The organism is uncultured Modestobacter sp., assembly GCF_947486615.1.
Taxonomy (GTDB): domain Bacteria; phylum Actinomycetota; class Actinomycetes; order Mycobacteriales; family Geodermatophilaceae; genus Modestobacter.
The window spans coordinates 114,255-133,827 of the sequence record NZ_CANKUD010000012.1; the positions used below are offsets into that span (position 1 = coordinate 114,255).

General features: G+C 74.0%; 23 protein-coding genes. 15 read left to right on the forward strand and 8 right to left on the reverse strand.

Annotated elements, in window-relative coordinates:
* Position 1 precedes the first annotated feature (1 nt).
* Together ugpC and Q1A09_RS19295 are read left to right on the forward strand one after the other, a co-directional pair.
* A complete protein-coding gene (ugpC, locus tag Q1A09_RS19290) occupies positions 2-1,111 on the forward strand; it encodes an ABC transporter ATP-binding protein (RefSeq protein ID WP_299958766.1) in 1,110 nt (369 codons plus the stop codon).
* Positions 1,112-1,282: 171 nt separating this feature from the next.
* A complete protein-coding gene (locus Q1A09_RS19295) occupies positions 1,283-2,473 on the forward strand; it encodes an MFS transporter (RefSeq protein WP_299958769.1) in 1,191 nt (396 codons plus the stop codon).
* Positions 2,474-2,738: 265 nt separating this feature from the next.
* On the opposite strand, the gene Q1A09_RS19300 is transcribed toward Q1A09_RS19295, so the two are convergent.
* Positions 2,739-3,563 carry an SDR family oxidoreductase gene (locus Q1A09_RS19300; RefSeq protein ID WP_299958772.1) on the reverse strand — a complete coding sequence of 275 codons (825 nt, stop codon included), beginning with the start codon at positions 3,561-3,563 and terminating at the stop codon, positions 2,739-2,741.
* A 147-nt stretch (positions 3,564-3,710) separates the two neighbouring features.
* Here Q1A09_RS19300 and Q1A09_RS19305 point away from each other — a divergent pair, with 147 nt between their 5' ends.
* The 6 genes from Q1A09_RS19305 (at position 3,711) to Q1A09_RS19330 (ending at position 9,860) form a co-directional block, all read left to right on the forward strand.
* Entirely contained in the window at positions 3,711-4,793 is a 1,083-nt protein-coding gene (locus Q1A09_RS19305) for an alkene reductase (RefSeq protein ID WP_299958775.1), read from the forward strand.
* Positions 4,794-4,954: 161 nt separating this feature from the next.
* Positions 4,955-6,046 carry a LacI family DNA-binding transcriptional regulator gene (locus tag Q1A09_RS19310; RefSeq protein WP_299958777.1) on the forward strand — a complete coding sequence of 364 codons (1,092 nt, stop codon included), beginning with the start codon at positions 4,955-4,957 and terminating at the stop codon, positions 6,044-6,046.
* Positions 6,047-6,075: 29 nt separating this feature from the next.
* Positions 6,076-7,026: an ABC transporter substrate-binding protein gene (locus Q1A09_RS19315; protein WP_299958780.1), complete on the forward strand. Its 951-nt coding sequence runs from the start codon at positions 6,076-6,078 to the stop codon at positions 7,024-7,026.
* Entirely contained in the window at positions 7,019-7,975 is a 957-nt protein-coding gene (locus tag Q1A09_RS19320; protein ID WP_299958783.1) for an amino acid ABC transporter permease, read from the forward strand. Before Q1A09_RS19315 ends, Q1A09_RS19320 begins: the two co-directional genes overlap by 8 nt.
* The gene (locus tag Q1A09_RS19325) at positions 7,972-8,748 is read left to right on the forward strand and encodes an amino acid ABC transporter ATP-binding protein (RefSeq protein ID WP_299958786.1); all 777 of its coding nucleotides are present in this window, start codon (positions 7,972-7,974) and stop codon (positions 8,746-8,748) included. The genes Q1A09_RS19320 and Q1A09_RS19325 overlap by 4 nt, the downstream gene beginning before the upstream one ends.
* Positions 8,745-9,860, forward strand: a complete 1,116-nt coding sequence (locus Q1A09_RS19330) for an aminotransferase class V-fold PLP-dependent enzyme (RefSeq protein ID WP_299958788.1) — start codon at positions 8,745-8,747, stop codon at positions 9,858-9,860. Before Q1A09_RS19325 ends, Q1A09_RS19330 begins: the two co-directional genes overlap by 4 nt.
* Before the next feature lie 70 nt (positions 9,861-9,930).
* Here Q1A09_RS19330 and Q1A09_RS19335 read toward each other — a convergent pair whose 3' ends face one another.
* Entirely contained in the window at positions 9,931-10,335 is a 405-nt protein-coding gene (locus Q1A09_RS19335; protein WP_299958791.1) for a hypothetical protein, read from the reverse strand.
* A gap of 107 nt (positions 10,336-10,442) precedes the next feature.
* Between Q1A09_RS19335 and Q1A09_RS19340 the strand changes: the two genes are divergently transcribed.
* Together Q1A09_RS19340 and Q1A09_RS19345 are read left to right on the forward strand one after the other, a co-directional pair.
* Entirely contained in the window at positions 10,443-10,910 is a 468-nt protein-coding gene (locus Q1A09_RS19340; RefSeq protein WP_299958794.1) for a GNAT family N-acetyltransferase, read from the forward strand.
* Positions 10,911-10,945: 35 nt separating this feature from the next.
* A complete protein-coding gene (locus tag Q1A09_RS19345; protein ID WP_299958797.1) occupies positions 10,946-11,314 on the forward strand; it encodes a hypothetical protein in 369 nt (122 codons plus the stop codon).
* A 9-nt stretch (positions 11,315-11,323) separates the two neighbouring features.
* On the opposite strand, the gene Q1A09_RS19350 is transcribed toward Q1A09_RS19345, so the two are convergent.
* Positions 11,324-11,515, reverse strand: coding sequence for a hypothetical protein (locus tag Q1A09_RS19350; protein WP_299958799.1), 192 nt, complete (start codon positions 11,513-11,515; stop codon positions 11,324-11,326).
* A gap of 27 nt (positions 11,516-11,542) precedes the next feature.
* Positions 11,543-12,037 carry a hypothetical protein gene (locus Q1A09_RS19355; protein ID WP_299958802.1) on the reverse strand — a complete coding sequence of 165 codons (495 nt, stop codon included), beginning with the start codon at positions 12,035-12,037 and terminating at the stop codon, positions 11,543-11,545.
* A gap of 192 nt (positions 12,038-12,229) precedes the next feature.
* Here Q1A09_RS19355 and Q1A09_RS19360 point away from each other — a divergent pair, with 192 nt between their 5' ends.
* Positions 12,230-12,655 (forward strand): VOC family protein, encoded by a 426-nt coding sequence (locus Q1A09_RS19360; RefSeq protein ID WP_299958805.1) that lies wholly within the window; start codon positions 12,230-12,232, stop codon positions 12,653-12,655.
* A 68-nt stretch (positions 12,656-12,723) separates the two neighbouring features.
* On the opposite strand, the gene Q1A09_RS19365 is transcribed toward Q1A09_RS19360, so the two are convergent.
* Positions 12,724-13,410, reverse strand: a complete 687-nt coding sequence (locus Q1A09_RS19365) for a DUF2306 domain-containing protein (RefSeq protein WP_299958808.1) — start codon at positions 13,408-13,410, stop codon at positions 12,724-12,726.
* Positions 13,411-13,547: 137 nt separating this feature from the next.
* On the opposite strand from Q1A09_RS19365, the gene Q1A09_RS19370 reads away from it, so the two are divergent.
* On the forward strand, positions 13,548-14,204 hold the full coding sequence (locus Q1A09_RS19370; RefSeq protein ID WP_299958810.1) for a TetR/AcrR family transcriptional regulator: 657 nt from the start codon (positions 13,548-13,550) through the stop codon (positions 14,202-14,204).
* A gap of 2 nt (positions 14,205-14,206) precedes the next feature.
* Here the strand turns inward: Q1A09_RS19370 and Q1A09_RS19375 are convergent, their stop codons facing one another.
* Positions 14,207-14,845 (reverse strand): TetR/AcrR family transcriptional regulator, encoded by a 639-nt coding sequence (locus Q1A09_RS19375; RefSeq protein ID WP_299958813.1) that lies wholly within the window; start codon positions 14,843-14,845, stop codon positions 14,207-14,209.
* An 80-nt stretch (positions 14,846-14,925) separates the two neighbouring features.
* On the opposite strand from Q1A09_RS19375, the gene Q1A09_RS19380 reads away from it, so the two are divergent.
* Positions 14,926-15,333 carry a RidA family protein gene (locus tag Q1A09_RS19380; protein WP_299958816.1) on the forward strand — a complete coding sequence of 136 codons (408 nt, stop codon included), beginning with the start codon at positions 14,926-14,928 and terminating at the stop codon, positions 15,331-15,333.
* Between the two features lie 249 nt (positions 15,334-15,582).
* Here the strand turns inward: Q1A09_RS19380 and Q1A09_RS19385 are convergent, their stop codons facing one another.
* Positions 15,583-16,680 carry a S9 family peptidase gene (locus tag Q1A09_RS19385; protein ID WP_299958817.1) on the reverse strand — a complete coding sequence of 366 codons (1,098 nt, stop codon included), beginning with the start codon at positions 16,678-16,680 and terminating at the stop codon, positions 15,583-15,585.
* A gap of 30 nt (positions 16,681-16,710) precedes the next feature.
* Between Q1A09_RS19385 and Q1A09_RS19390 the strand changes: the two genes are divergently transcribed.
* Positions 16,711-17,793 (forward strand): hypothetical protein, encoded by a 1,083-nt coding sequence (locus Q1A09_RS19390; RefSeq protein WP_299958819.1) that lies wholly within the window; start codon positions 16,711-16,713, stop codon positions 17,791-17,793.
* Between the two features lie 101 nt (positions 17,794-17,894).
* Here Q1A09_RS19390 and Q1A09_RS19395 read toward each other — a convergent pair whose 3' ends face one another.
* Entirely contained in the window at positions 17,895-18,926 is a 1,032-nt protein-coding gene (locus Q1A09_RS19395; RefSeq protein ID WP_299958820.1) for an aldo/keto reductase, read from the reverse strand.
* A gap of 87 nt (positions 18,927-19,013) precedes the next feature.
* On the opposite strand from Q1A09_RS19395, the gene Q1A09_RS19400 reads away from it, so the two are divergent.
* A complete protein-coding gene (locus Q1A09_RS19400) occupies positions 19,014-19,565 on the forward strand; it encodes a TetR/AcrR family transcriptional regulator (RefSeq protein ID WP_299958825.1) in 552 nt (183 codons plus the stop codon).
* The last annotated feature ends 8 nt before the right edge of the window (positions 19,566-19,573 follow it).

Here is a 19,573-nt window from a genome sequence, read left to right on the forward strand (position 1 = left end):
CATGGCATCGGTCACCTACGACAAGGCGACCCGGCTCTACCCCGGCAGCGACAAGCCGGCCGTCGACGCGCTCGAGCTCCAGATCGAGGACGGCGAGTTCCTGGTGCTCGTCGGCCCGTCCGGGTGCGGCAAGTCCACCTCGCTGCGCATGCTCGCCGGCCTGGAGGACATCGACGGCGGCGCCATCCGGATCGGCGAGAAGGATGTCACCGACGTCGAGCCCAAGGACCGGGACATCGCGATGGTGTTCCAGAACTACGCGCTGTACCCGCACATGAGCGTCGCGGACAACATGGGCTTCGCGCTGAAGATCGCCGGGATGGGCAAGGAGGAGCGTCGGGAGCGGGTCGTCGAGGCGGCCAAGCTGCTGGACCTGGAGCCCTACCTGGACCGCAAGCCCAAGGCGCTCTCCGGTGGTCAGCGCCAGCGCGTCGCGATGGGCCGGGCGATCGTCCGCAAGCCGCAGGTGTTCCTGATGGACGAGCCGCTGTCCAACCTCGACGCCAAGCTGCGCGTGCAGACTCGCACCCAGATCGCCTCGCTGCAGCGCCGGCTGGGCATCACCACTGTCTACGTCACCCACGACCAGGTCGAGGCCATGACCATGGGCGACCGGGTCGCGGTGCTCAAGGACGGTCTGCTCCAGCAGGTCGCCAGCCCGCGGGAGATGTACGACCGCCCGGCCAACGTCTTCGTCGCCGGCTTCATCGGGTCGCCGGCGATGAACCTGGCCGAGGTGCCGCTGGTCGAGGGCGGCGCCCGGCTCGGTGACATCGTCGTCCCGCTGCCCCGCGAGACGGTGGCCGCGGCAGGGTCGGACCAGTCCGTCACGCTCGGGTTCCGGCCTGAGGCACTGGAGATCGCCCAGCCCGGGCAGGGCTTCAAGGTGCGGGTCGACCTGGTCGAGGAGCTGGGGTCCGACGCGTTCGTCTACGCCACGATCGCCGACGAGCAGCTGGCCGAGCACCTGCACGGCGGGGACACGTCGCAGATCGTGGCCCGGGTCGACGCCCGGAAGCCCCCGGCCAAGGGTGGCGACGTCTGGTTGACCATCCGCCCCGGTGAGGAGCACGTCTTCTCCACCAGCACCGGCCGCCGCCTGACCGACTGAGGAACGACCCCGCCCTCAGGGCGGGGCCGGGGCCGGTCGGGATCCGCGGGAGAGCATCGGACGACGGAGCGCTGATCGGCCCCCTGCCCCGCGGGCGGGGAGGCGCGGGGCGCGGATGCGCTGAGGGTCGGTCCCGGGACGGGGTCGCCGACGGGGACGGGGAGTCGAGGAGTGTCGACGTCCGGCCCCGCCGCGTCCACGCCCGGGCGCGCGCCCCGCTGGCTGTTCCAGCTGCTGGGTGTGATGGCGCTGATCCAGGCGGCGATCGCCGTGGCCCGGCCGGTGTCGGCCTACCGGGCGATCGACCTGGGGGCCGGGGCCACCGAGATCGGGCTGCTCACCGCCGCGTTCGCGCTGCTGCCGATGGTGGTGGCGCTGCCGCTGGGCCGGGCGGCCGACCGGTGGCGGCCCGAGCCGATCCTGGTCAGCGGCGTCGTCCTGCTGGTGGCCGGCTGCCTGCTGCTGGCCACCAGCGGGTCGCTGCTCGCGCTCGGCATCGGCAACGTGGTGCTCGGCCTGGGCAACCTGGGCTGCATCGTCGGCGGGGAGAACGTCGTCGCCCGGCTGCCCGGCGACCGGCTGGACTCCGGGTTCGGGCTGTTCACCGCCGTCGTCTCGGCCGGTCAGCTGGTCGGGCCGGCGCTGGCCGGGGCGGTGCTCGCCACCGCGCCGGGGGAGCTCTCGACCGGCACTGCGCGTGCGCTGCTGCTGAGCGCCGGGCTGTGCGCGCTGGCGGTCCCGGCGGCCTGGTGGCTGGCGGTCGGCCGGCGCTTCCCGGCGGCCGCCGCCCGGCCGAACGGCCGGACCTCGGCGTTCCGGCTGCTGTCCCGCCCGGCGGTGAGCACCGGCATCTTCGCCAGCCTCGTGCTGGCCGCGGCGGTCGACCTGCTCACCGCCTACCTGCCGCTGCTGGGGGAGAGCCGCGGCATATCACCGGCGGTCGTCGGGGTGCTGCTGAGCGTCCGGGCCGGGGCGACCGTCGCCTCCCGGGTGCTGGTGCAGAAGATGCTGGTCCGGCTGGGGCGGGCCCGGCTGGTGGTGCTGAGCACCGTCGGGTCGGGGATCGCCGTGGCCTTCCTGCCGGCCACCGGCAACGTGTGGCTGCTCGGCGCGCTGCTGGCGTTGATCGGCTTCCTGCTCGGCGTGGGCCAGCCGCTGCTGATGACGTTGATCATCCGGGCGGTGCCCGACGACGCCCGCGGCACGGCGCTGGCGCTGCGCCTGGTGGGCAACCGGGTCGGGCTGGTCGGCACCCCCGCCGCGGCCGGTCTGCTCGCCGGTGCGGCGGGGGTGTCCGCGGCGTTCTGGCTGCTCGGCGGCCTGCTCGCCGTCGCCGTCGTCGGAGCCCGGCACAGCGACTGACACCCGCGGGGCCGGTGCCCGCGCGTGGGCGTCGGGTTCATCGAGTGGCAGCTGAGCGGGCTCCCGTGCCGGGGGACACCCCGCTCAGCTGTCACTCGGCGCGGATCACCCCGCGGGGGGCCGGGGACGCGGCGCTCCCGCCGTTGGGGGCAGCCGCGGGGGCGTCGGTTTCATCGAGTGACAGCTGAGTGGGCTCTCCAGTCCACGAGAGCCCGCTGAGCTGTCACTCGGCGCCGGTCAGCCGGTAGGGGTCACGTCCGCGGGGTCAGCCGTGGGCCTTCTTGGACAGGGCGTCCCAGGCGTTCCACTCGGCCAGCCGGGACTCGTAGTCGCGGGTGGCGATGCCCAGCGGTGCCTCGCCGAAGAAGACCCGCAGCGGCGGGTTCTCGGCGTCGACCAGGGTGAGCACGGCCTCGCGGGTGGCGACCGGGTCGCCCGGGGTGCCGCCCAGCCGCTGCTTGCGCTGCTCGGCGGCCTTGACCCGGAAGTCGTCGTAGGCCGGGTTCTCCGTGGCGTGCGCGGCGGAGGCACCGCCCCAGTCGGTGGAGTAGCCGCCGGGCTCGATGAGCGTGACCTTGATGCCGAAGTCGGCGACCTCCGCGGCCAGCGACTGGCTGAAGCCCTCCAGCGCCCACTTCGAGGCGTTGTAGATGCCGATGTTCGGGAACGCGGAGACGCCGCCGATGCTCGACACCTGCAGCACGTGGCCCGAGCCCTGCTCGCGCAGGAACGGCAGCGCGGCCTGGGTGACCCACAGCGCGCCGAACACGTTGGTGTCGAACTGGGCGCGCGCCTCGGCCTCGGAGATCTCCTCGATCATGCCGAACTGGCCGTAGCCGGCGTTGTTCACCACGACGTCCAGGGCGCCGAAGTGGTCGTGCGCCCGGGCGACGGCGGCGAAGACGGCGTCCCGGTCGTCCACGTCGAGCCGGATCGGCAGCACGGCGTCGCCGAACCGCTGCACCAGGTCGTCCAGGGACGACGTGTCGCGGGCGGTGGCCGCGACCCGGTCACCGCGCTCGAGCGCCGCGATCGACCACTCCTTGCCGAACCCGCGCGATGCGCCGGTGATGAACCAGGTCCTGGCCATGTCTGCTCCTCGCTGAAGGGGACGTCTGGCAGGCGTCAGCGCAGCGGCAGGTGGTTGTGTTCCACCAACGGTCGGGCAGGACGTGACGATCGCCGCAATCGGCCGGAAGCCGGAATCGTTCGTCAGAGCAACGACCTTGCACCGGTCATGGACCTGTTCTCCCCCGTGACGCTCGGCGACCTCGAGCTCGCCAACCGCGTCGTCATGGCCCCGCTGACCCGCATGCGCGCCGGCTCATCCGGCGTCCCGAACGACCTGATCGTCGAGCACTACGCGCAGCGCGCGGGCCTCGGCCTGATCATCACTGAGGGCACCTACCCGCGGTTCGAGTCGCAGGGCTTCGTCGGCCAGCCCGGCATCGTCACCGACGAGCAGGTGGCCGGCTGGCGCCGCGTCGCCGAGGCGGTGCACGCCCGCGGCGGCCGGATCGTGATGCAGGTGATGCACGCCGGCCGGGTCACCCACCCCGACGTCAACGGCGGCCGCCGGGTCGAGGCACCCAGCGCCATCGCCATCGAGGGCGCCGGCCACACCGAGCAGGGCAAGCAGGCCTACCCGGTGCCGCACGCGCTCACCGTCGAGGAGGCCCGCGAGGTCCGCGACGACTTCGTGGCCGCCGCCCGCCGGGCGGTCGAGGCCGGCCTGGACGGCGTCGAGGTGCACGGCGCCAACGGCTACTTGCTGCACGAGTTCCTCTCCCCGGCATCGAACCAGCGGGACGACGCCTACGGCGGGTCGCCGGAGAACCGGGCCCGCTTCGTCGCCGAGGTCGTCACCGCGGTCGCCCAGGCGATCGGCGCCGGCAAGGTGGGGCTGCGGATCTCGCCCGAGCACAACATCCAGGGCGCGCTGGAGACCGACCGGGACGACGTCCGGGCCACCTACGGCGCACTGCTCGACGCGCTGCGCCCACTGGGCCTGGCCTACCTGTCGGTGCTGCACGCCGAGCCGGCGGGTGAGTTCGTGCAGGAGCTGCGCCGCCGCTTCGCCGGCCCGCTGATCGCCAACAGCGGCTTCGGCGCGGTGACCACCCGTGCGGAGGCGATCGAGCTGATCGACGCCGCGCACGCGGAGGCCGTCGCCGTCGGCCGGATGGCCATCGCCAACCCCGACCTGGTCGAGCGCTGGGTCGGCGCGCACCCGGAGAACATCCCGAACCCGGCGACCTTCTACGCCGCCGGTGCCGAGGGGTACACCGACTACCCGACCCTGCAGCTCAGCCAGAGCTGACCCGCTGTGCGCGGACCACTGGCCCCTTCAGGGGCCAGTGGTCAGCGCGGCCGCTCGGTCACGGAACCGTTGCGGACCGTTCAGGCCCTTGACATGTGGTCGCCGTCACCCCGACGATCCCCCGCATGACTACGTTGTCATCGGGTGCACCCGACCAGCCGATGACTACGTTGTCATCGGCGGACGACGCCGGTCAGACCGCTGCTCGCGGGGCCGGCCGGCTGCCCACGATGGTCGACGTGGCCCAGGCCGCCGGCACCTCCCAGAAGACGGTCAGCCGCGTCGTCAACGGCGAGCCCGGGGTGCGCCCGGAGACCGTGGAGCGGGTGCAGCGGGCCATCGCCGAGCTGGGCTTCCGCCGGCACGACGGGGCGAGCCACCTGCGCCGGGGCACCAGCACCGCCAGCATCGGCCTGGTCCTGGAGGACCTCGCCGGCTCCTTCTACTCCGCCGTCACCGCTGCGGTCGAGCGCAGCGCCCGCGAGCGCGGCTACCTGCTGCTCACCGGCTCCGCCGACGGCGACCCCGAGCGGGCCGGCCGGCTGGTGCAGGCCTTCGCCGCCCGCCGGGTCGACGGCCTGCTCATCGCCCCGAACCTGGTCGGCGACGAGGTGCTCACCGCCAACCTGCCGCCCGACGTCCCGGCCGTGCTGCTCGACCGGCCCAGCGCCGACCACGGCATCGACGAGGTGCTCTCGGACAACGCCGGCGGCATCGCCGCGGCCGTGCGCCACCTGGCCGGGCAGGGTCACCGCCGGATCGCCTACCTCGGCGACGACGAGCGGTTCTGGACCTCCCGCCAGCGTCGCGACGGCTTCCTCGCCACCTGTGCCGAACTGGACCTGCCCACCGACGGCCTGCCCCTCGACAGCCTGGTCTCCCTGGGTGCGCTCGACCCCGCCGCCCTCGCCGCGGCCGTGACCGGCTGGACCGCCGACGGCGTGACCGCCGTGGTCACCGGCAACAACCGGGCCAGCGTCGCGCTGCTGCACCACCTGCACGAGCACCCCGGCCCGCGCCCCGCGCACGTCGGGTTCGACGAGCTCGACCTCGCCGACGTCCTCGACCCGCCGCTGACCACCGTCGCCCAGGATGCCGGTGGCATCGGCCAGGCCGCGGTCGACCTGCTCTTCGAGCGGATCGCCGCACCGGGCCTGCCGCCGCGGTCGGTCGTCGTCCCCACCCGTCTGGTCGTGCGGCGGTCGAGTCCACCGCCGGGCGACCCGTCGCCACCTGTCCGGAACGCCCGATGACCGTTCGTCCCGACCCCCAGGAGAAGCCCGTGTCCCGAACCCGCCTGCCCCTCCGCGCCGCCGTCCCGGTTGCGCTCACCACCGCCCTGCTGCTCACCGGTTGCGGCGGGAGCGACGACGACGCCGCCGCCGACTCCGGCAGCGGCGGCAGCAGCGCCGACTCCTCGGTGCCCGACACCAGCGACGTCGTCGGTGGCGTCGAGGAGGACCCGGCGCTGGCCGAGGGGCTGCCCGCGGACCTGACCGCGCTGTCGATCGGCTCGAACGTGCAGTCGCCGCCGAACAACTTCTACGCCGAGGACGGTTCGACCCCGGTCGGCTTCGAGGTCGACATCATCACCGCGATCGGCAACAAGCTGGGCCTGGACGTCGAGTACTCCGACATGGCCTTCGACTCGCTGATCACCGGCCTGCAGACCGGCCGGGTCGACGCCACCATCGCCGGGATGAACGACACCGCCGAGCGGCAGGGGTCGATCGACTTCGTCGACTACTTCGAGTCCGGCATCACGATCATGGTGCAGAAGGGCAACCCGGCCGGGATCGAGGCCAGCGCCGACCTGTGCGGCCAGGCGATCGCCGTCGTCCAGGGGACGACGCAGGAGGACTTCGCCGCCGAGCAGTCCGCCGAGTGCGAGGCGAACGGCGAGGAGCCGCTGGAGGTCACGGCGACCCCGAGCGACTCGCAGAACCAGACCCAGCTGCGCACCGGCCGGGTCGACGCGATCCTCAACGACCTGCCCACCGCCGTCTACATCTCCCAGACCGCCGGCGACGGCGAGTACTTCGAGACCGTCGACCAGGACCCGATCAACGGTGGCCCGTACGGGATCGGCCTGAACAAGGAGGACACCGCGCTGCGCGACGCCATCCAGCAGGCGCTGCAGCAGCTGATCGACGACGGCACCTACGGCGAGATCCTCGAGGCGTGGGACGTCACCTCCGGCGCGGTCGACCAGGCGACCGTCAACGGTGGCTGATCGCGCCGGCGCGGCGCTGACCAGGCCGGTCGACGCACCGGGGGACAGCGAGCTGCTGCCCCAGGTGCGGATCCGGCACTGGGGGCGCTGGGTCGCCGGGCTCGCCGTCCTGGCCGTGCTGGGGCTGCTGTTCCAGGCCATCTCCCGGGGCGACATCGACTACGCCAGCATCCCGGACCTGCTCACCCAGGACGTGATCCTGGAGGGTCTGGTCGACACCATCGTGCTGGCGGTGATCGCCCAGGCCGGCGCGATCGTCATCGGCACGGTCGTGGCCCTGATGCGCACCTCGGCCAACCCGGTGCTGCGCTGGGTGTCGTGGGCCTACATCTGGGTCTTCCGCGGTCTGCCGGTGCTGCTGCAGATCCTGCTCTGGTACAACATCGCGCTCGTCTTCCCGACGTTCACGATCCCGGTCCCGTTCACCGACGCCTACCTGCTCGACCAGCCGGCGAACGTGATCATGACCGGGTTCCTGGCGGCGCTGCTGGGGCTGGGGCTCAACGAGAGCGCCTACATGGCCGAGATCGTCCGCGCCGGGCTGACCAGCGTCGACCGCGGGCAGACCGAGGCGGCCAAGTCGATCGGCATGGGGCCGGCGAAGGTGTTGAGCCGCGTCGTGCTACCGCAGGCGATGCGGGTGATCATCCCGCCGACCGGCAACGACTTCATCAACATGCTCAAGGGGACGTCGATCGCCTCGGTCATCGGTTTCACCGAGCTCATCCACGCAGCCAACGCGCTGTCCAGCCGCAGCCTCGCGGTCATGGAGACGCTGCTGGCCGTGGCCGTCTGGTACATGGTGGTGGTGAGCGTGGCCAACGTCGGGCAGTACTACCTGGAGCGGCACTACAACGCCTCGATCCGGCCGGTCGGCACCCGCGGGTCGGTGTGGGCCAAGGTCGGCGGCTCGCTGCGCACCCCGCCGTTCATGCGGGGCTCCCGATGAGCGCGGGAGGCGACGTGCTCGTGCGGGCCCGCGGGCTGCGCAAGCACTACGGGTCGCTGGAGGTGCTGCGCGGGGTCGACCTGACCGTGCGCCGCGGTGAGGTCGTCGTCCTGCTCGGTGCCTCCGGGGCCGGCAAGAGCACGCTGCTGCGCTGCGTCAACCACCTCGAGGCCGCCGACAGCGGCGAGATCTGGGTGGACGACGTGCCGATCGGCTTCCGGCACGAGGGCGGCCGGCTGCACGAGCTGCGCGAGGCCGACGTCGCCCGGCAGCGGGCCGACATCGGCATGGTGTTCCAGCGGTTCAACCTCTTCCCGCACCGCACCGTGCTGGCGAACGTGACCGAGGGGCCGGTGCAGGTGCGCGGCGTGCCCAGGCGTGAGGCGGAGGCCTACGCCCGGGAGCTGCTGGCCCGGGTGGGCCTGGCCGACAAGGTCGACACCTACCCCGACCGGCTCTCCGGCGGGCAGCAGCAGCGGGTGGCGATCGCCCGGGCGCTGGCGATGCGGCCCAAGCTGCTGCTCTTCGACGAGCCGACCAGCGCACTGGACCCCGAGCTCGTGGGGGAGGTGCTGGCGGTGATGACCGAGCTGGCGCAGGAGGGCATGACGATGCTGGTGGTGACCCACGAGATCGCCTTCGCCCGCGAGGTCGCCGACCGCGTCGTGTTCATGGACGGCGGGGTGGTGGTCGAGGAGGGGCCGCCGGAGCAGGTGATCGGGGCGCCGCAGCACGAGCGCACCCGGTCGTTCCTGGCCCGGGTGACCGCGTGAGCGCTGGCTACCTGGCCTGCTTCGCCGAGGACGAGGGCTATCTCGACTTCGCCCGGGTCGGCCCGCCGTCCCGGCCGGTGGTGGAGGCCGGGGCCGGTGCGCTGGCTGCCGTCTCCACCGCCGGCCTGGGCACGGTCGACGAGCTGATGGGCGCCGAGGCCCGGGCGCTGGCCGCGGCGTCGCGGCTGCTCGGCTTCGCGCCCGGCAACCTCGTCTACTCGCCCAGCACCTCGGCCGGGCTGTTCCAGGCGGCGTTCGCGGTGCGCGGGCCGGTGCTGGTCAGCCCGGCGGAGTTCCCGGCCAACCTCTACCCCTGGTGGCGGGCGGAGGCCGCCGGCCGGCTGGACGTCGTCGACCTGCCGGCCGGGCCGGTGACGCCGGACGCCGTCCGGGCCGCGCTGGCCGACGGGGACGCCGCCGCGCTGGTGGTGAGCGCGGTCGACTTCGCCACCGGGTACCGCGCCGACCTGGCCGGGCTGCGCGACGTCCTCGGCGACCGGCTGCTGGTGGTCGACGGCATCCAGGGCGTCGGCGCGGTCGAGCAGGACTGGACGGCGGCCGACGTGCTGGTCGCCGGCGGTCAGAAGTGGCTGCGCAGCGGTTGGAGCACCGGCGTGGTCGCGGTGTCCGACCGCGCGCTGGACCGGCTGGACCCGCTGCTGGCCGGCTGGACCGGGGTGCAGGGCGCCACCGACTACGACGGGCTGGAGCACCCCCTCGCCGACGGCGCCGCCCGGTTCACCACGACGAACACCAGCCCGATCGCGCAGGCCTGCCTCGCCGCGGGGCTGGAGCTGCTCGAGCAGGCCGGCCCGGCGTGGGTGGCCGGCCGGATCGCGGCGCGGGTCGACGAGCTGCTGGCGGTGCTGGACCGGCGTGGGGTGGACGTGACGTCGTCCCGGGCGCCGGACGAGCGGGCCGGCATCGTGGCGTTCCGGGTGCCCGGGGTCGACGGGTCGCAGCTGCACGCGGCGCTGGGCCGGGCCGGGGTCACCTGCACCCGGCACGGTGAGCGGGTGCGGCTGAGCGTGCACGCGACGACGAGCGCGGCCGCCCTGGACCGGGTCGACGCCGCGCTCGCCCAGCTGGCGCCGGCCGCCGCCCGGGCCTGACCCCGCCGCTGGTCACTGATGGTCGTCTCCCGGCCCGGGAGGCGACGATCGGTGACCGGCGGCGAGCAGGTCAGGCGACGCTCTGCGCGGGGAGCTGGTCGGTCAGGGCCTCGGCGAGGTGCCGGCCCCGGGGCGGGGGCACGACCCACAGCGGCTCGGCGATCCGGACGACGTCCTCGGCCTCGAGGTCCGGGGCCTCCTCGACCAGTTCCGCCTCGATGGGCTCGTCGTCGACGGGCTCGTCCTCGGTCAGCTCGACGGGCTCGGCCTCGGTCAGCTCGGCCTCGACCGGAGCCGGCGCCTCGGCGACCGGGGGCAGCTCCAGCCGCACCGGCGTCTCCGCGATGGTGGTGAGGGCGGTGAGGCCGTCGGTGTGGAGGCGGTCGATCGTCTCCAGGACGGCGGTCGCCATCTCCGCGATGACCTGCACGTCCGTGGTCGCCTGGAGGTCATCGACGAGGGCGTGGTTGCTCATGTGCTGAGTTCTCGGCAGTCACGGCGCCGACCGTGACCGGTTCGTCACGGGTACCTCGTGGGCAATTCACTGGACGACGCACCGGCCCCGTCGGCACAGTCCCGGCCATGATCGACATCCGCGAGTACCGGTCGGCCGACTGGGACGCCATCGCGCGGGTGCACGACGCCGCCCGGCTCCAGGAGCTCGGGTGGTCGGTGGGGGTCGAGGCCTTCCTGACCCTGCAGCAGACGGCCGAGGACGAGGGCCTGTTCGACGACCAGCTGTGGGTCGCTGAGCTCGACGGTGCCGTCGTCGGCTTCCTGGCCTTCGCCGACGGCGAGCTGACCTGGATGTACGTGCACCCCAGCCACCAAGGGCGGGGCGTGGGGACGGCGCTGATCGGGCAGCTGTTCGCCCACGCCGAGGCGGCGGGGGTCGACCGGGTGGAGCTCACCGTGCTCGACGGCAACCCGGCCCGGCGGCTCTACGAGCGCTCCGGGTTCACCCTGGTGGAGACGAAGACCGGCGGGCTGGTCGGCAACGAGTCCTTCCAGGCCACCGGGCACGTGATGGAACGCCGCCTCGGCCGGTAGCTTGCGACCGTCCGACGTCGCCGGGAGGAGCCCCCGTGAGCCCACGCACCGACCGCCTGATCACCGGGATCGGTCTCGTGGTCGCGGGCGTGGCGTGCCTCGCCCTGCTGCTGGCCGCCGGTGACGCGACCGCACCGCGGGTGGCCGGCGCTGCGTTGCTGGTCCTGGCAGGCGCATCACTCGTCGTCTCGGGTCGGCGCATGGCCCGTACGCCGGCGGGGAAGCGCTCACGGTCGCGCGACCGGACGGTGCTCGGCCTCTTGTTCGTGCTGGGCGCCGTCGAGGTGGTCCTGTGGGACATCGGGCGGTCGGACGACCCCGGTCAGTGGGGCGTCGCAACCGGTTTCCTCGTCGTGGGCGCCGTCCTGGTCATCGCGGGCACCCGGCGCCGTCGGCGCAGCTGACGCCGCTGGTCAGCCCGGCCGGGCCGGGTGCCAGTTCACGTTCGCCACGGTCTCCGCGTCGACCAGCTGCCACCCGGTCGCGGTGGGCTCGGAGGTGAACGTCCAGTCCTGACCGGCGCCGACCACGAGGTCGCCGAACGTCACGTTCATGGCGAAGCTCGCCACCAGCACGAGCCGGGGCTGGTCGCCGGTGCGGTCCACCCGGAGCGGCGGCTCGAACAGCCCGGTCTAGTAGCGCAGCGGCGCGCTGTCGTCGCAGCCGTCGACCACCGCGGCGGCCTCGTCGTTGCCGTTGCCGTCGTCCTCGGGCAGGTCCGACAGCAGGCTCGGCGGCGGGCCGTCGTCCGGCCGGTCGAGTTCCTGCTGGACCCGATCCAGCAGCTCCGGGCTGACCAGTGCGGTCAGCTCGGGGTGCAGCTCGCCGGTGGTCCAGCGCAGGCAGTCGGCCAGCGCGATCCGGGCGATCCTGGCGTCGTCCAGCAGGAGGGCCCGCACCCGCTCCTCGCCGAAGGTCGCGACCGCGTCGGCGTAGCCGGCGTCCTGCTGGACCGGGATCGGTCGTTCGTCGGGGGATGGCGTCGGCTCACTGGGCGCCGGGACCGGCGTGGGTGCCGCCGGGGGAGCGGAGCTGCTCACGGCCACGCGCTCGGCCGCACCGGCCGTGCAACCGGTCAGCCCCGCGCCGGCCAGCACCAGGAGCGAGACGAGCGTGCGGACCTGCACTCGGGCCTCCCACCGGCTGCCGTCCCAGTGCGGAACGGATCGGCCCGGATCTTGCCGGTCGCGCTCGTGCGGGACGTCACGCCGCGCCGTCCAGCAGGTGGCCGGATTGCGGCCAAGAACTGGCACTGCTCGTTCCTGGCGTCGTCCGTACCGGGGAGACGAGCTCCCCATCCGACCGGCGAGGAGCCGACCATGAGCGTGCAGACGACGACCCACCTGAACTTCCGCGGCGACGCCCGCGCGGCGCTGGAGCACTACCGGTCGGTGTTCGGCGGCGACCTCGCCGTCGTCACCTACGCCGACGCCGGTGCCGTGCAGGACCCGGCCGAGGTCGACCAGGTGATGTGGGGCCAGGTCGCCGCCGAGAACGGATTCCGGGTGATGGCCTACGACGTGCCGGGGAGCCTGCCGTACGCACCGGGGGAGCGGCCGTTCTTCGTGTCGGTGCAGGGCGAGGACGCCGCCGAGATCACCCGGTACTGGCAGGCGCTGTCGCAGGGCGCGACCGTCGTGCAGCCGCTGGCGCCGGCCGGTTGGGCCCCGCTCTACGGGATGCTCACCGACCGGTTCGGCGTCACCTGGGTGCTCGACGTCGCCGTGGCCTACGCGGCCTCCTGACGTTCGGCCGGGCCGGGCCGGCCCCGCGCCGGCCCGGCCGCGGCCGGCGCGCCGGCCCGGTGCCCCGCTCAGCGCGGGCGGCCGGCCACGGGGACCGGCCCGGCAGGGGCTCGTGCCGGGGTCGGGCGTGCCGCGGCCGGTCGGCGGCGGAGAGCCCACTCGACCACCGCGAGGTTGACCACCCAGCCGGCCAGCATGGCGAGGACTCGCCCGAGGCCGCCGGGCTCGGCGCCCGCCAGCACGAAGGGCAGGTGGGTCAGCACCTGCGTGCCGGCCCCGAGGCCGATCGCGTAGCCGCGGGCCATCCAGGCGCGGTGGGCCGGGACGTCCCGCCGCACGATGGCCAGCACGCCGAGCACCAGGCAGGCGGCCATCGCGGCGCCGAAGAACAGCCGCATCGGGGTGAGCAGCACGTCGTCCGCCGGCGGCCGTGCGTAGGCGAGCGTCATCCACAGGCCGGACAGCGCGGCCAGCAGACCGGCGGGCACCAGGACCCGCCCGGCGAGCCGGTGCCAGCGCGGCCGGTGCCGGCGGATGCGTGGGACGAACTGGAACGCGCCGAGCAGGGAGTAGAGCGTCGCGCTGACGATGTGCACCACGACCGGGACCGGTGAGGCGACGAAGCGGGCGTTGGCGACCGCCACCTCCGGGTCGCCGGCCAGCTCGGTCAGGCGGACCGCGCCGGCCAGGACCGGCACGAGACTGAGCAGGACGACCCCGGCCGGGACCCACCACTGCCGGCTGCTGGCGCGCACGGCGCCTCCCCTCGACGAGAGGTGTACGGCGTACACCTCGATAGCGAGGAAGCTAGGTGTACGGCGTACACCTGTCAACGGGGTAGGTTGCCCGGGTGGCTCCTCCGGGGCGGCGGACGCCGCTGAGCACCGATCGGGTGCTTCGTGCCGCCGTCGGCCTCGCCGACGCCGAGGGGGTCGACGCGGTGAGCATGCGGCGGCTGGCCCAGGAGCTGGGCGTCGTCCCGATGGCGCTGTACAAGCACGTGGCGAACAAGGACCAGCTGCTCGACGGGATGGTCGACGTCGTCGTCGGGGAGTTCGAGCCCGCCGACCCGGCGCTGGACTGGCAGCCGGCGGTGCGGGCGCGGGTGCTCTCGGCGCGGCGGGCGGTGCTGCGGCACCCGTGGGCCCGGCAGGCCATCGAGTCCCGCACCCGCCGGACCCCGGCCGTGCTCGGGTACATGGACTCCCTCGCCGGCACGTTCCGCCGCGGCGGGTTCTCCGCCGACCTGACCCACCACGTGATGCACGCGCTGGGCAACCGGATCTGGGGGTTCAGCCCGGAGTTGTTCGACGAGCCGCCGGCCGCCGGTGCCGTGCCGCCGTCGGCCGAGGAACAGCAGGCGCTGGCCGCGGAGTTCGCGGCGCGGTACCCGCACATCCTGGAGATCGCCGTGGCGGCGACCGGTGGTGACCCGTCCGGCGTGGGCGCCGGCTGTGACGAGCAGTTCGAGTTCGAGTTCGCCCTCGACCTGCTGCTCGACGGCTTCGACCGGCTGCGGGCCCAGGGCTGGAGCTCGGCCCGCCGCTGACGTCAGGCGGGGTGGGGCCGTTCGTCGTCGGCGGCCGGGTGGTGCCAGCCCCGCTCGACCGAGGCGCGGCACCGGTCGGGGTCGTCGCCGCTGGCGGTGAACAGTGCACCCAGCAGGACCGGGCCGTGGCCCAGGGTCTCGGGCGGCAAGGGGCCGGTGGCCACCAGTGAGGCCAGCCCGTGGCCGACGGTCCAGCTCTGGATCGCCAGGTCCAGCGGGACGACGTCGGCGCGGAACCGCCCGGCGTCCTGGCACCGGCGGGCGGCCTGGACCAGGTGCTCCAACGTCGCGTCGGCGGCCGGCAGGTCCTCCAGGTCGACGCTGGCGTCGAACATCACCCGGTACAGGTCGGGGTGGGTGAGGGCGTGGTCGAGGTAGGCCGCGCAGAGGGTGGTCAGGTCGCGCACCGGGTCGGCGGACTCCGGGACGGTCGTGAACCGGGCGCCGAGCCGGGTGAAGCCCTCCTGGCGCAGCGCCTGCCAGAGCCCGTCCATGCCGTCGAAGTGCGTGTAGACGGCCATCGTCGAGACGCCGGTTCCGGCGACCAGGGAGCGCAGCGTGATCGGCTCGCGCGCCCGCAGCATCGCGGCTGCCCGTTCGATGAGCAGGGTGCGGACCGCCGGGTCCTTCGGGCGGGCCACGAGCTGGACACTACATGCCATAACGCTGCTATGTTTAGCGCCAGCCCGGATCCGCCGGGCCGCTCGGATGAGGAGTCAGCATGGCGATCACCCTGGTCAACCCGGCCGGTCTGCCGGCGCCGGACGTCTACCACCAGCTCTCGGTGGCGACCGGGTCGCGGCAGGTGTTCGTCGCCGGGCAGGTCGCCGTCGACGCGTCGGGGGAGAAGGTCGGCGTTGGTGACTTCGCCGCTCAGGTCGCCCAGGCCTACCGCAACGCCGGCACCGCCCTGGCCGCGGCCGGTGCCACCTTCGCCGACGTCGCCACCATGACGGTGTTCGTCGTCGACTGGACCCTGGACAAGATGCCCGCCTTCCTCGAGGGCGTGGCCCGGGCGTCCGCCGAGCTGGGCGTCACCCCGGCCGCGCCGGCCTCGCTGATCGGCGTCTCGGTGCTCTTCGACCCGGACTTCCTGGTCGAGGTGCAGGTCACTGCCGTCCTGGACTGACGGCGGGGCGTCGACGACGCGGCCGTGGTCGAGCGCCAGCACGGCGTCTGCGTGCACGACCGCGGCGTCCGACAGTCTGGCCGTCACGCCGTCCAGGGCGACGGTCCTGCTGCGGCGGACGGGCAGGTCCCGGACGGGCAGGAGGTCGGTGGGTCGTCGACGGCATCGCCCACGTCACCGAGCCGGCCGCCGACGCCGTGCACGCGACACTCCGCCGGCCGGTCCGTCCTGCTCGAGCGGGGCGGGCCGTCAGCTCGCGGCCTGGTCGACCAGCCAGGCCATCCCCGGGTTGAACACCATGGCGTGCCCGGCGTCGAAGAGCACCACCGTCACGTCGTCCGCGGACCGGGCGAAGACCACGTCGGGGTCCTCGGAGCCGAAGAAGATGTCCACCTCGGGGTCGACGCCCAGCTCGGACGGCAGTTCGTTGCCGGCGACGGACTCGACGGCCTCCGGAGCGACCGCGGCGTCCGGGGCGAGCTGGTTGAACGCCTCGAGCGTGTGGTCCGGCGGCACGTTCTGGTCGTCGATGCCGGCGGCGAGGTAGAAGGCGGTGTCGGAGTCCCGGGCGGCGTCCAGGTACGTGACGGGGCTGCGGTCCAAGCACTCTGCACGGGCCGGGCCCGGCTGGCTCGGGTCACCGCCGCAGGAGGCGACGATCTCCCCGACGTAGTCACCGTCGGGCTGCTGGAGGCGGTGGGCGTACCACTCGGTGAGGTCGTGGATCGGCACCCAGGAGACCACTCCGGCGAAGCGGTCGGGGTGCCGGCCGGCCATCAGCAGGCCCAGGTGGCCGCCGCCGGAGAAGCCGACCAGGTAGACCTGCTCCGGGTCGACGTCGGCGCGGCGGTCCGCCTCGTCGACGGCGTCGAGCACGTCCTGGACGACCAGGTCCGAGCCGGTCGACTCGGGCCGCTGGTTGATCCCGCGAAAATCGGGGGCGATCATCGCCCACCCCTCCTGCTGGGCGAACTGGGCGTAGGGGATGCCGTTCTCCTGCCGCCAGTCCGAGCTCCAGGAGTGCAGCACGACCAGCAGGGGAGCAGGTCCGGCGTCCTCCGGGGGCGCGACGAAGAAGGCCGGCTGTTCCGTCCCGTCGGCGGTGGACGGGATGCTCAGCTCCTGGAGGTCGGGCACTTGCTCGCGCCACTGCGCGATGCGGCTGGAGGCCGGGTAGTCCTCGGTGGTGGTGACCGGCAGCCGCTCGAACCCGGCCGCTGCTTCCGTGGACGGGCCACCGGCCTCCGTGGACGGTGGTGCCGAGGTCCCGACACCGCTCTCCCCACTGCCGCAGCCGGTCAGCAGCGTGAGCGCCAGCGCAGTGAGCAGCGGTGTCCGTCGTCGCATCGCCAGCAGGTACCCGGGGATGGGGAACGAATGCGGCCGCTCGTGCCGTTCTCCTCCTCGATGCCACTTGCTCCCCGTGTCCCGGTTCCTGGTCGCCCCGCCCGCGCGCGCCGCGGCGGCAGCGTCGTCGCCGCAGCCGCGACCGCGTTGCTCCTCGCCGGCTGCGCAGCGACGTCCTCGGCAGCCGAGCCGACGGCGGCCGGCGGGGCGGCGGGGCAGTCGTCGCAGGTGCAGCCGGCGCCGGCGACCGTCGCCCCGGCGCCGGTGGAGCCGGTGCTGCCGGCGGTCCCGCCCCGGTTCGTGGCCGCGGGCAACGAGGTCGAGGCAGAGCTCAAGACGGCGGCCGCGCACTTCGTGGAGGACCTCGGCACCTACGACCCGGCGGCTCCCTCCGTTCGGGCCGCCGCGCTCCCGGGGCCCGAGCAGGAGATCGCGGCCTCGCTCGGCCGGGCCGACGCCTCCTCGCGGGTGCGGGTGCTCTTCGTCCAGCTCGGCGGGCTCCGCCCGATCGCCGCACCCACGTACGCCAGTGCCATGGTGGTCGCCGAGCAGGTGCGCACCGGAGTCGACGGCGCAGTGCGCACCGAGGTGCGCACCCTCGACGTCCGGCTGGCCCGGGGTGACCACGGCTGGGCGGTGGTCGAGCTGGCCTCCGCCGGTGGCGCGCCGGTCGACCCGCCGGCCGAGCTGTCCGGCTCCGCGGCGGCGGCGCTGGCCGAGCCGGGTCTGCTGCTCCCGGACAGCGCCCGGTGGGACATCGCCGCGGGCCTGGCGCAGGACCAGATGCTGGACGCCGCCATCGCCGTGGCCCGGCAGGTGCCCATCCAGATCAGCGTGCTGCAGACCGGGCACCCCTACACCGTCATCGACGACCGTCCCGCGCCCCCGGTCAGCGCGCACTCCTCCGGCCGCGCGTTCGACATCTGGGCGTTCGACGGCGTCCCGGTGCACGATCTGACGCCGGAGCAGGTGCGCGAGCTCGGTGAGCTGGTGCTGGCCGTCCCCGGGGTCACCCAGGTCGGCATGCCGACCGGGCTGGACCTGGACGGCCCCGGGCCCCGCTCGTTCGCCAACGCGGTGCACGACGACCACCTGCACGTGGCGGTGCGCTGATCCACCGCGACCCGGCGTCGGGTGCCCCCTCGGTCGTCCGCGCTGTGCGTCGCGCACTGACCGGCCGGGCCGGTGCGCAGCCGGCCCGGCCGGTCGTCGGCTCAGCGGCGCCGGGCCGCCGGGGTGAGTGCGGGCGTCGTCCACATGTTGTCGCCGACGTTCACCGTGTGCCCCGGCGGGACGATGGCGTCGATCCGGTCCAGCACGTCGTCGGGGAGCTCGACCCCGTCGGCGGCCAGGTAGGAATCCAGGTGGTCCATCGTGCGCGGGCCGACGATCGCCGACGTGACTGCCGGGTGCCGGACGACGAACGCGATCGCCAGCTGCACCAGGCTCAGTCCGGCCTCGTCGGCGAGTGAGCCCAGGGCGTCGGCGGCGTCGAGCTTGGCGGCGTTGGCCGGGTTCGCGGCGTCGTAGACGCCGGGGAACCGCTGCGCGCGGCCGACCGAGCCCGGCCCGCTGACCTCCTGGCCCTTCCGGTACTTGCCCGACAGCCAGCCCCCGGCCAGCGGGCTGTAGCTGAGCACGCCCATCCCGTGCCGCTGGGCGGTGGGCAGGACGTCGGTCTCGATCGCCCGGGTCAGGATCGAGTACGGCGGCTGCTCGGTACGGAACCGCTCGCGGCCGCGGCGCTCGGCGGTCCACTGCGCCTCGACGATCTCCGAGGCCGGCACCGTGGAGGCGCCGAACGCGCGGATCTTGCCGGCGTGCACCAGGTCCGACAGTGCGCCCAGCGCCTCGTCCACGTCGGTGTCCGGGTCGAGCCGGTGCAGCTGGTAGAGGTCGATCCAGTCGGTGCCCAGCCGGCGCAGCGAGCCCTCGACGGCCTCGGTGATCCAGCGCCGGGACGTGCCGCGCTGGTTCGGGTCCTGCCCGAACGGCAGTCCGACCTTGGTGGCCAGGACGACGCCGTCGCGCCGTCCGCCGGCCAGGGCCTTGCCGACGACCTGTTCGGACTCGCCGCCGGAGTAGACGTCGGCGGTGTCGATGAGCGTGACGCCCGCATCGAGGGCGCGGTGCACGATCCGCACGCCCTCGTCGTGGTCGGGGTTGCCGACGGCGCCGAACATCATCGCGCCGAGGCAGAGCTGGCTGACGGACATGCCGGTCCGGCCCAGGGGTCGCTGTTCCACGGTGTGCTCCTCGCGGTGGGTACGATCTGCCCGAAGTGGACAGCCTGTCCATCTACCGTACCGGACAACCTGTCCACTTAGGGAGTCATGCCTGTCAGACGTGCCGACGCCGAGCGCAACCGCGAGCGGATCCTCGCCGCCGCGCGCACCGGTTTCGCCGAACCGGGCCCCCCGCTGTCGATGGCCGAGGTCGCCCGCCGCGCCGGCGTCGGGATGGCCACGCTGTACCGCAACTTTCCCGGACGGCGGGACCTGCTGGAGGCGCTCTACACCGACCAGGTGGACGCCGTCTGTGCGGCCGCTGCCTCGGTCGACGGGTCGCCCAGCGAACGGTTCCTCGCCTGGGTCCACCACTTCGCGGGCTTCTTCACCACCAAGCACGAGATTGCCGGCGAGCTGCTCGCCCAGGCGGAGGGCCCCGGCCCGGTGCTGGACCGCAGCCGGGAGCGGGTGCTGGCCGCCGGCCGGCCGCTGCTAGCCGCCGCGCAGGAGGCCGGGGAGATCCGCGGCGACCTGTCGCTGGAGCAGGTGCTCGACATGGTGATCGCGGTCAGCGCGATCCACGGCGACCCCGACTACTCGCGGCCGATCCTGACTACCGCGCTCGACGGCCTGCGCGTCAGCAGCTCGCGGCGCTGACGGGTTGG

Bases quoted from the DNA above. Each gene is read 5' to 3' on its own strand.
- ugpC (WP_299958766.1), top strand. From the start codon at position 2: ATGGCATCGGTCACCTACGACAAGGCGACCCGGCTCTACCCCGGCAGC.
- Q1A09_RS19300 (WP_299958772.1), bottom strand. From the start codon at position 3,563: ATGGCCAGGACCTGGTTCATCACCGGCGCATCGCGCGGGTTCGGCAAG.
- Q1A09_RS19305 (WP_299958775.1), top strand. From the start codon at position 3,711: ATGGACCTGTTCTCCCCCGTGACGCTCGGCGACCTCGAGCTCGCCAAC.
- Q1A09_RS19310 (WP_299958777.1), top strand. From the start codon at position 4,955: ATGACTACGTTGTCATCGGCGGACGACGCCGGTCAGACCGCTGCTCGC.
- Q1A09_RS19325 (WP_299958786.1), top strand. From the start codon at position 7,972: ATGAGCGCGGGAGGCGACGTGCTCGTGCGGGCCCGCGGGCTGCGCAAG.
- Q1A09_RS19335 (WP_299958791.1), bottom strand. From the start codon at position 10,335: ATGAGCAACCACGCCCTCGTCGATGACCTCCAGGCGACCACGGACGTG.
- Q1A09_RS19340 (WP_299958794.1), top strand. From the start codon at position 10,443: ATGATCGACATCCGCGAGTACCGGTCGGCCGACTGGGACGCCATCGCG.
- Q1A09_RS19360 (WP_299958805.1), top strand. From the start codon at position 12,230: ATGAGCGTGCAGACGACGACCCACCTGAACTTCCGCGGCGACGCCCGC.
- Q1A09_RS19380 (WP_299958816.1), top strand. From the start codon at position 14,926: ATGGCGATCACCCTGGTCAACCCGGCCGGTCTGCCGGCGCCGGACGTC.
- Q1A09_RS19385 (WP_299958817.1), bottom strand. From the start codon at position 16,680: ATGCGACGACGGACACCGCTGCTCACTGCGCTGGCGCTCACGCTGCTG.
- Q1A09_RS19390 (WP_299958819.1), top strand. From the start codon at position 16,711: ATGCGGCCGCTCGTGCCGTTCTCCTCCTCGATGCCACTTGCTCCCCGT.
- Q1A09_RS19400 (WP_299958825.1), top strand. From the start codon at position 19,014: ATGCCTGTCAGACGTGCCGACGCCGAGCGCAACCGCGAGCGGATCCTC.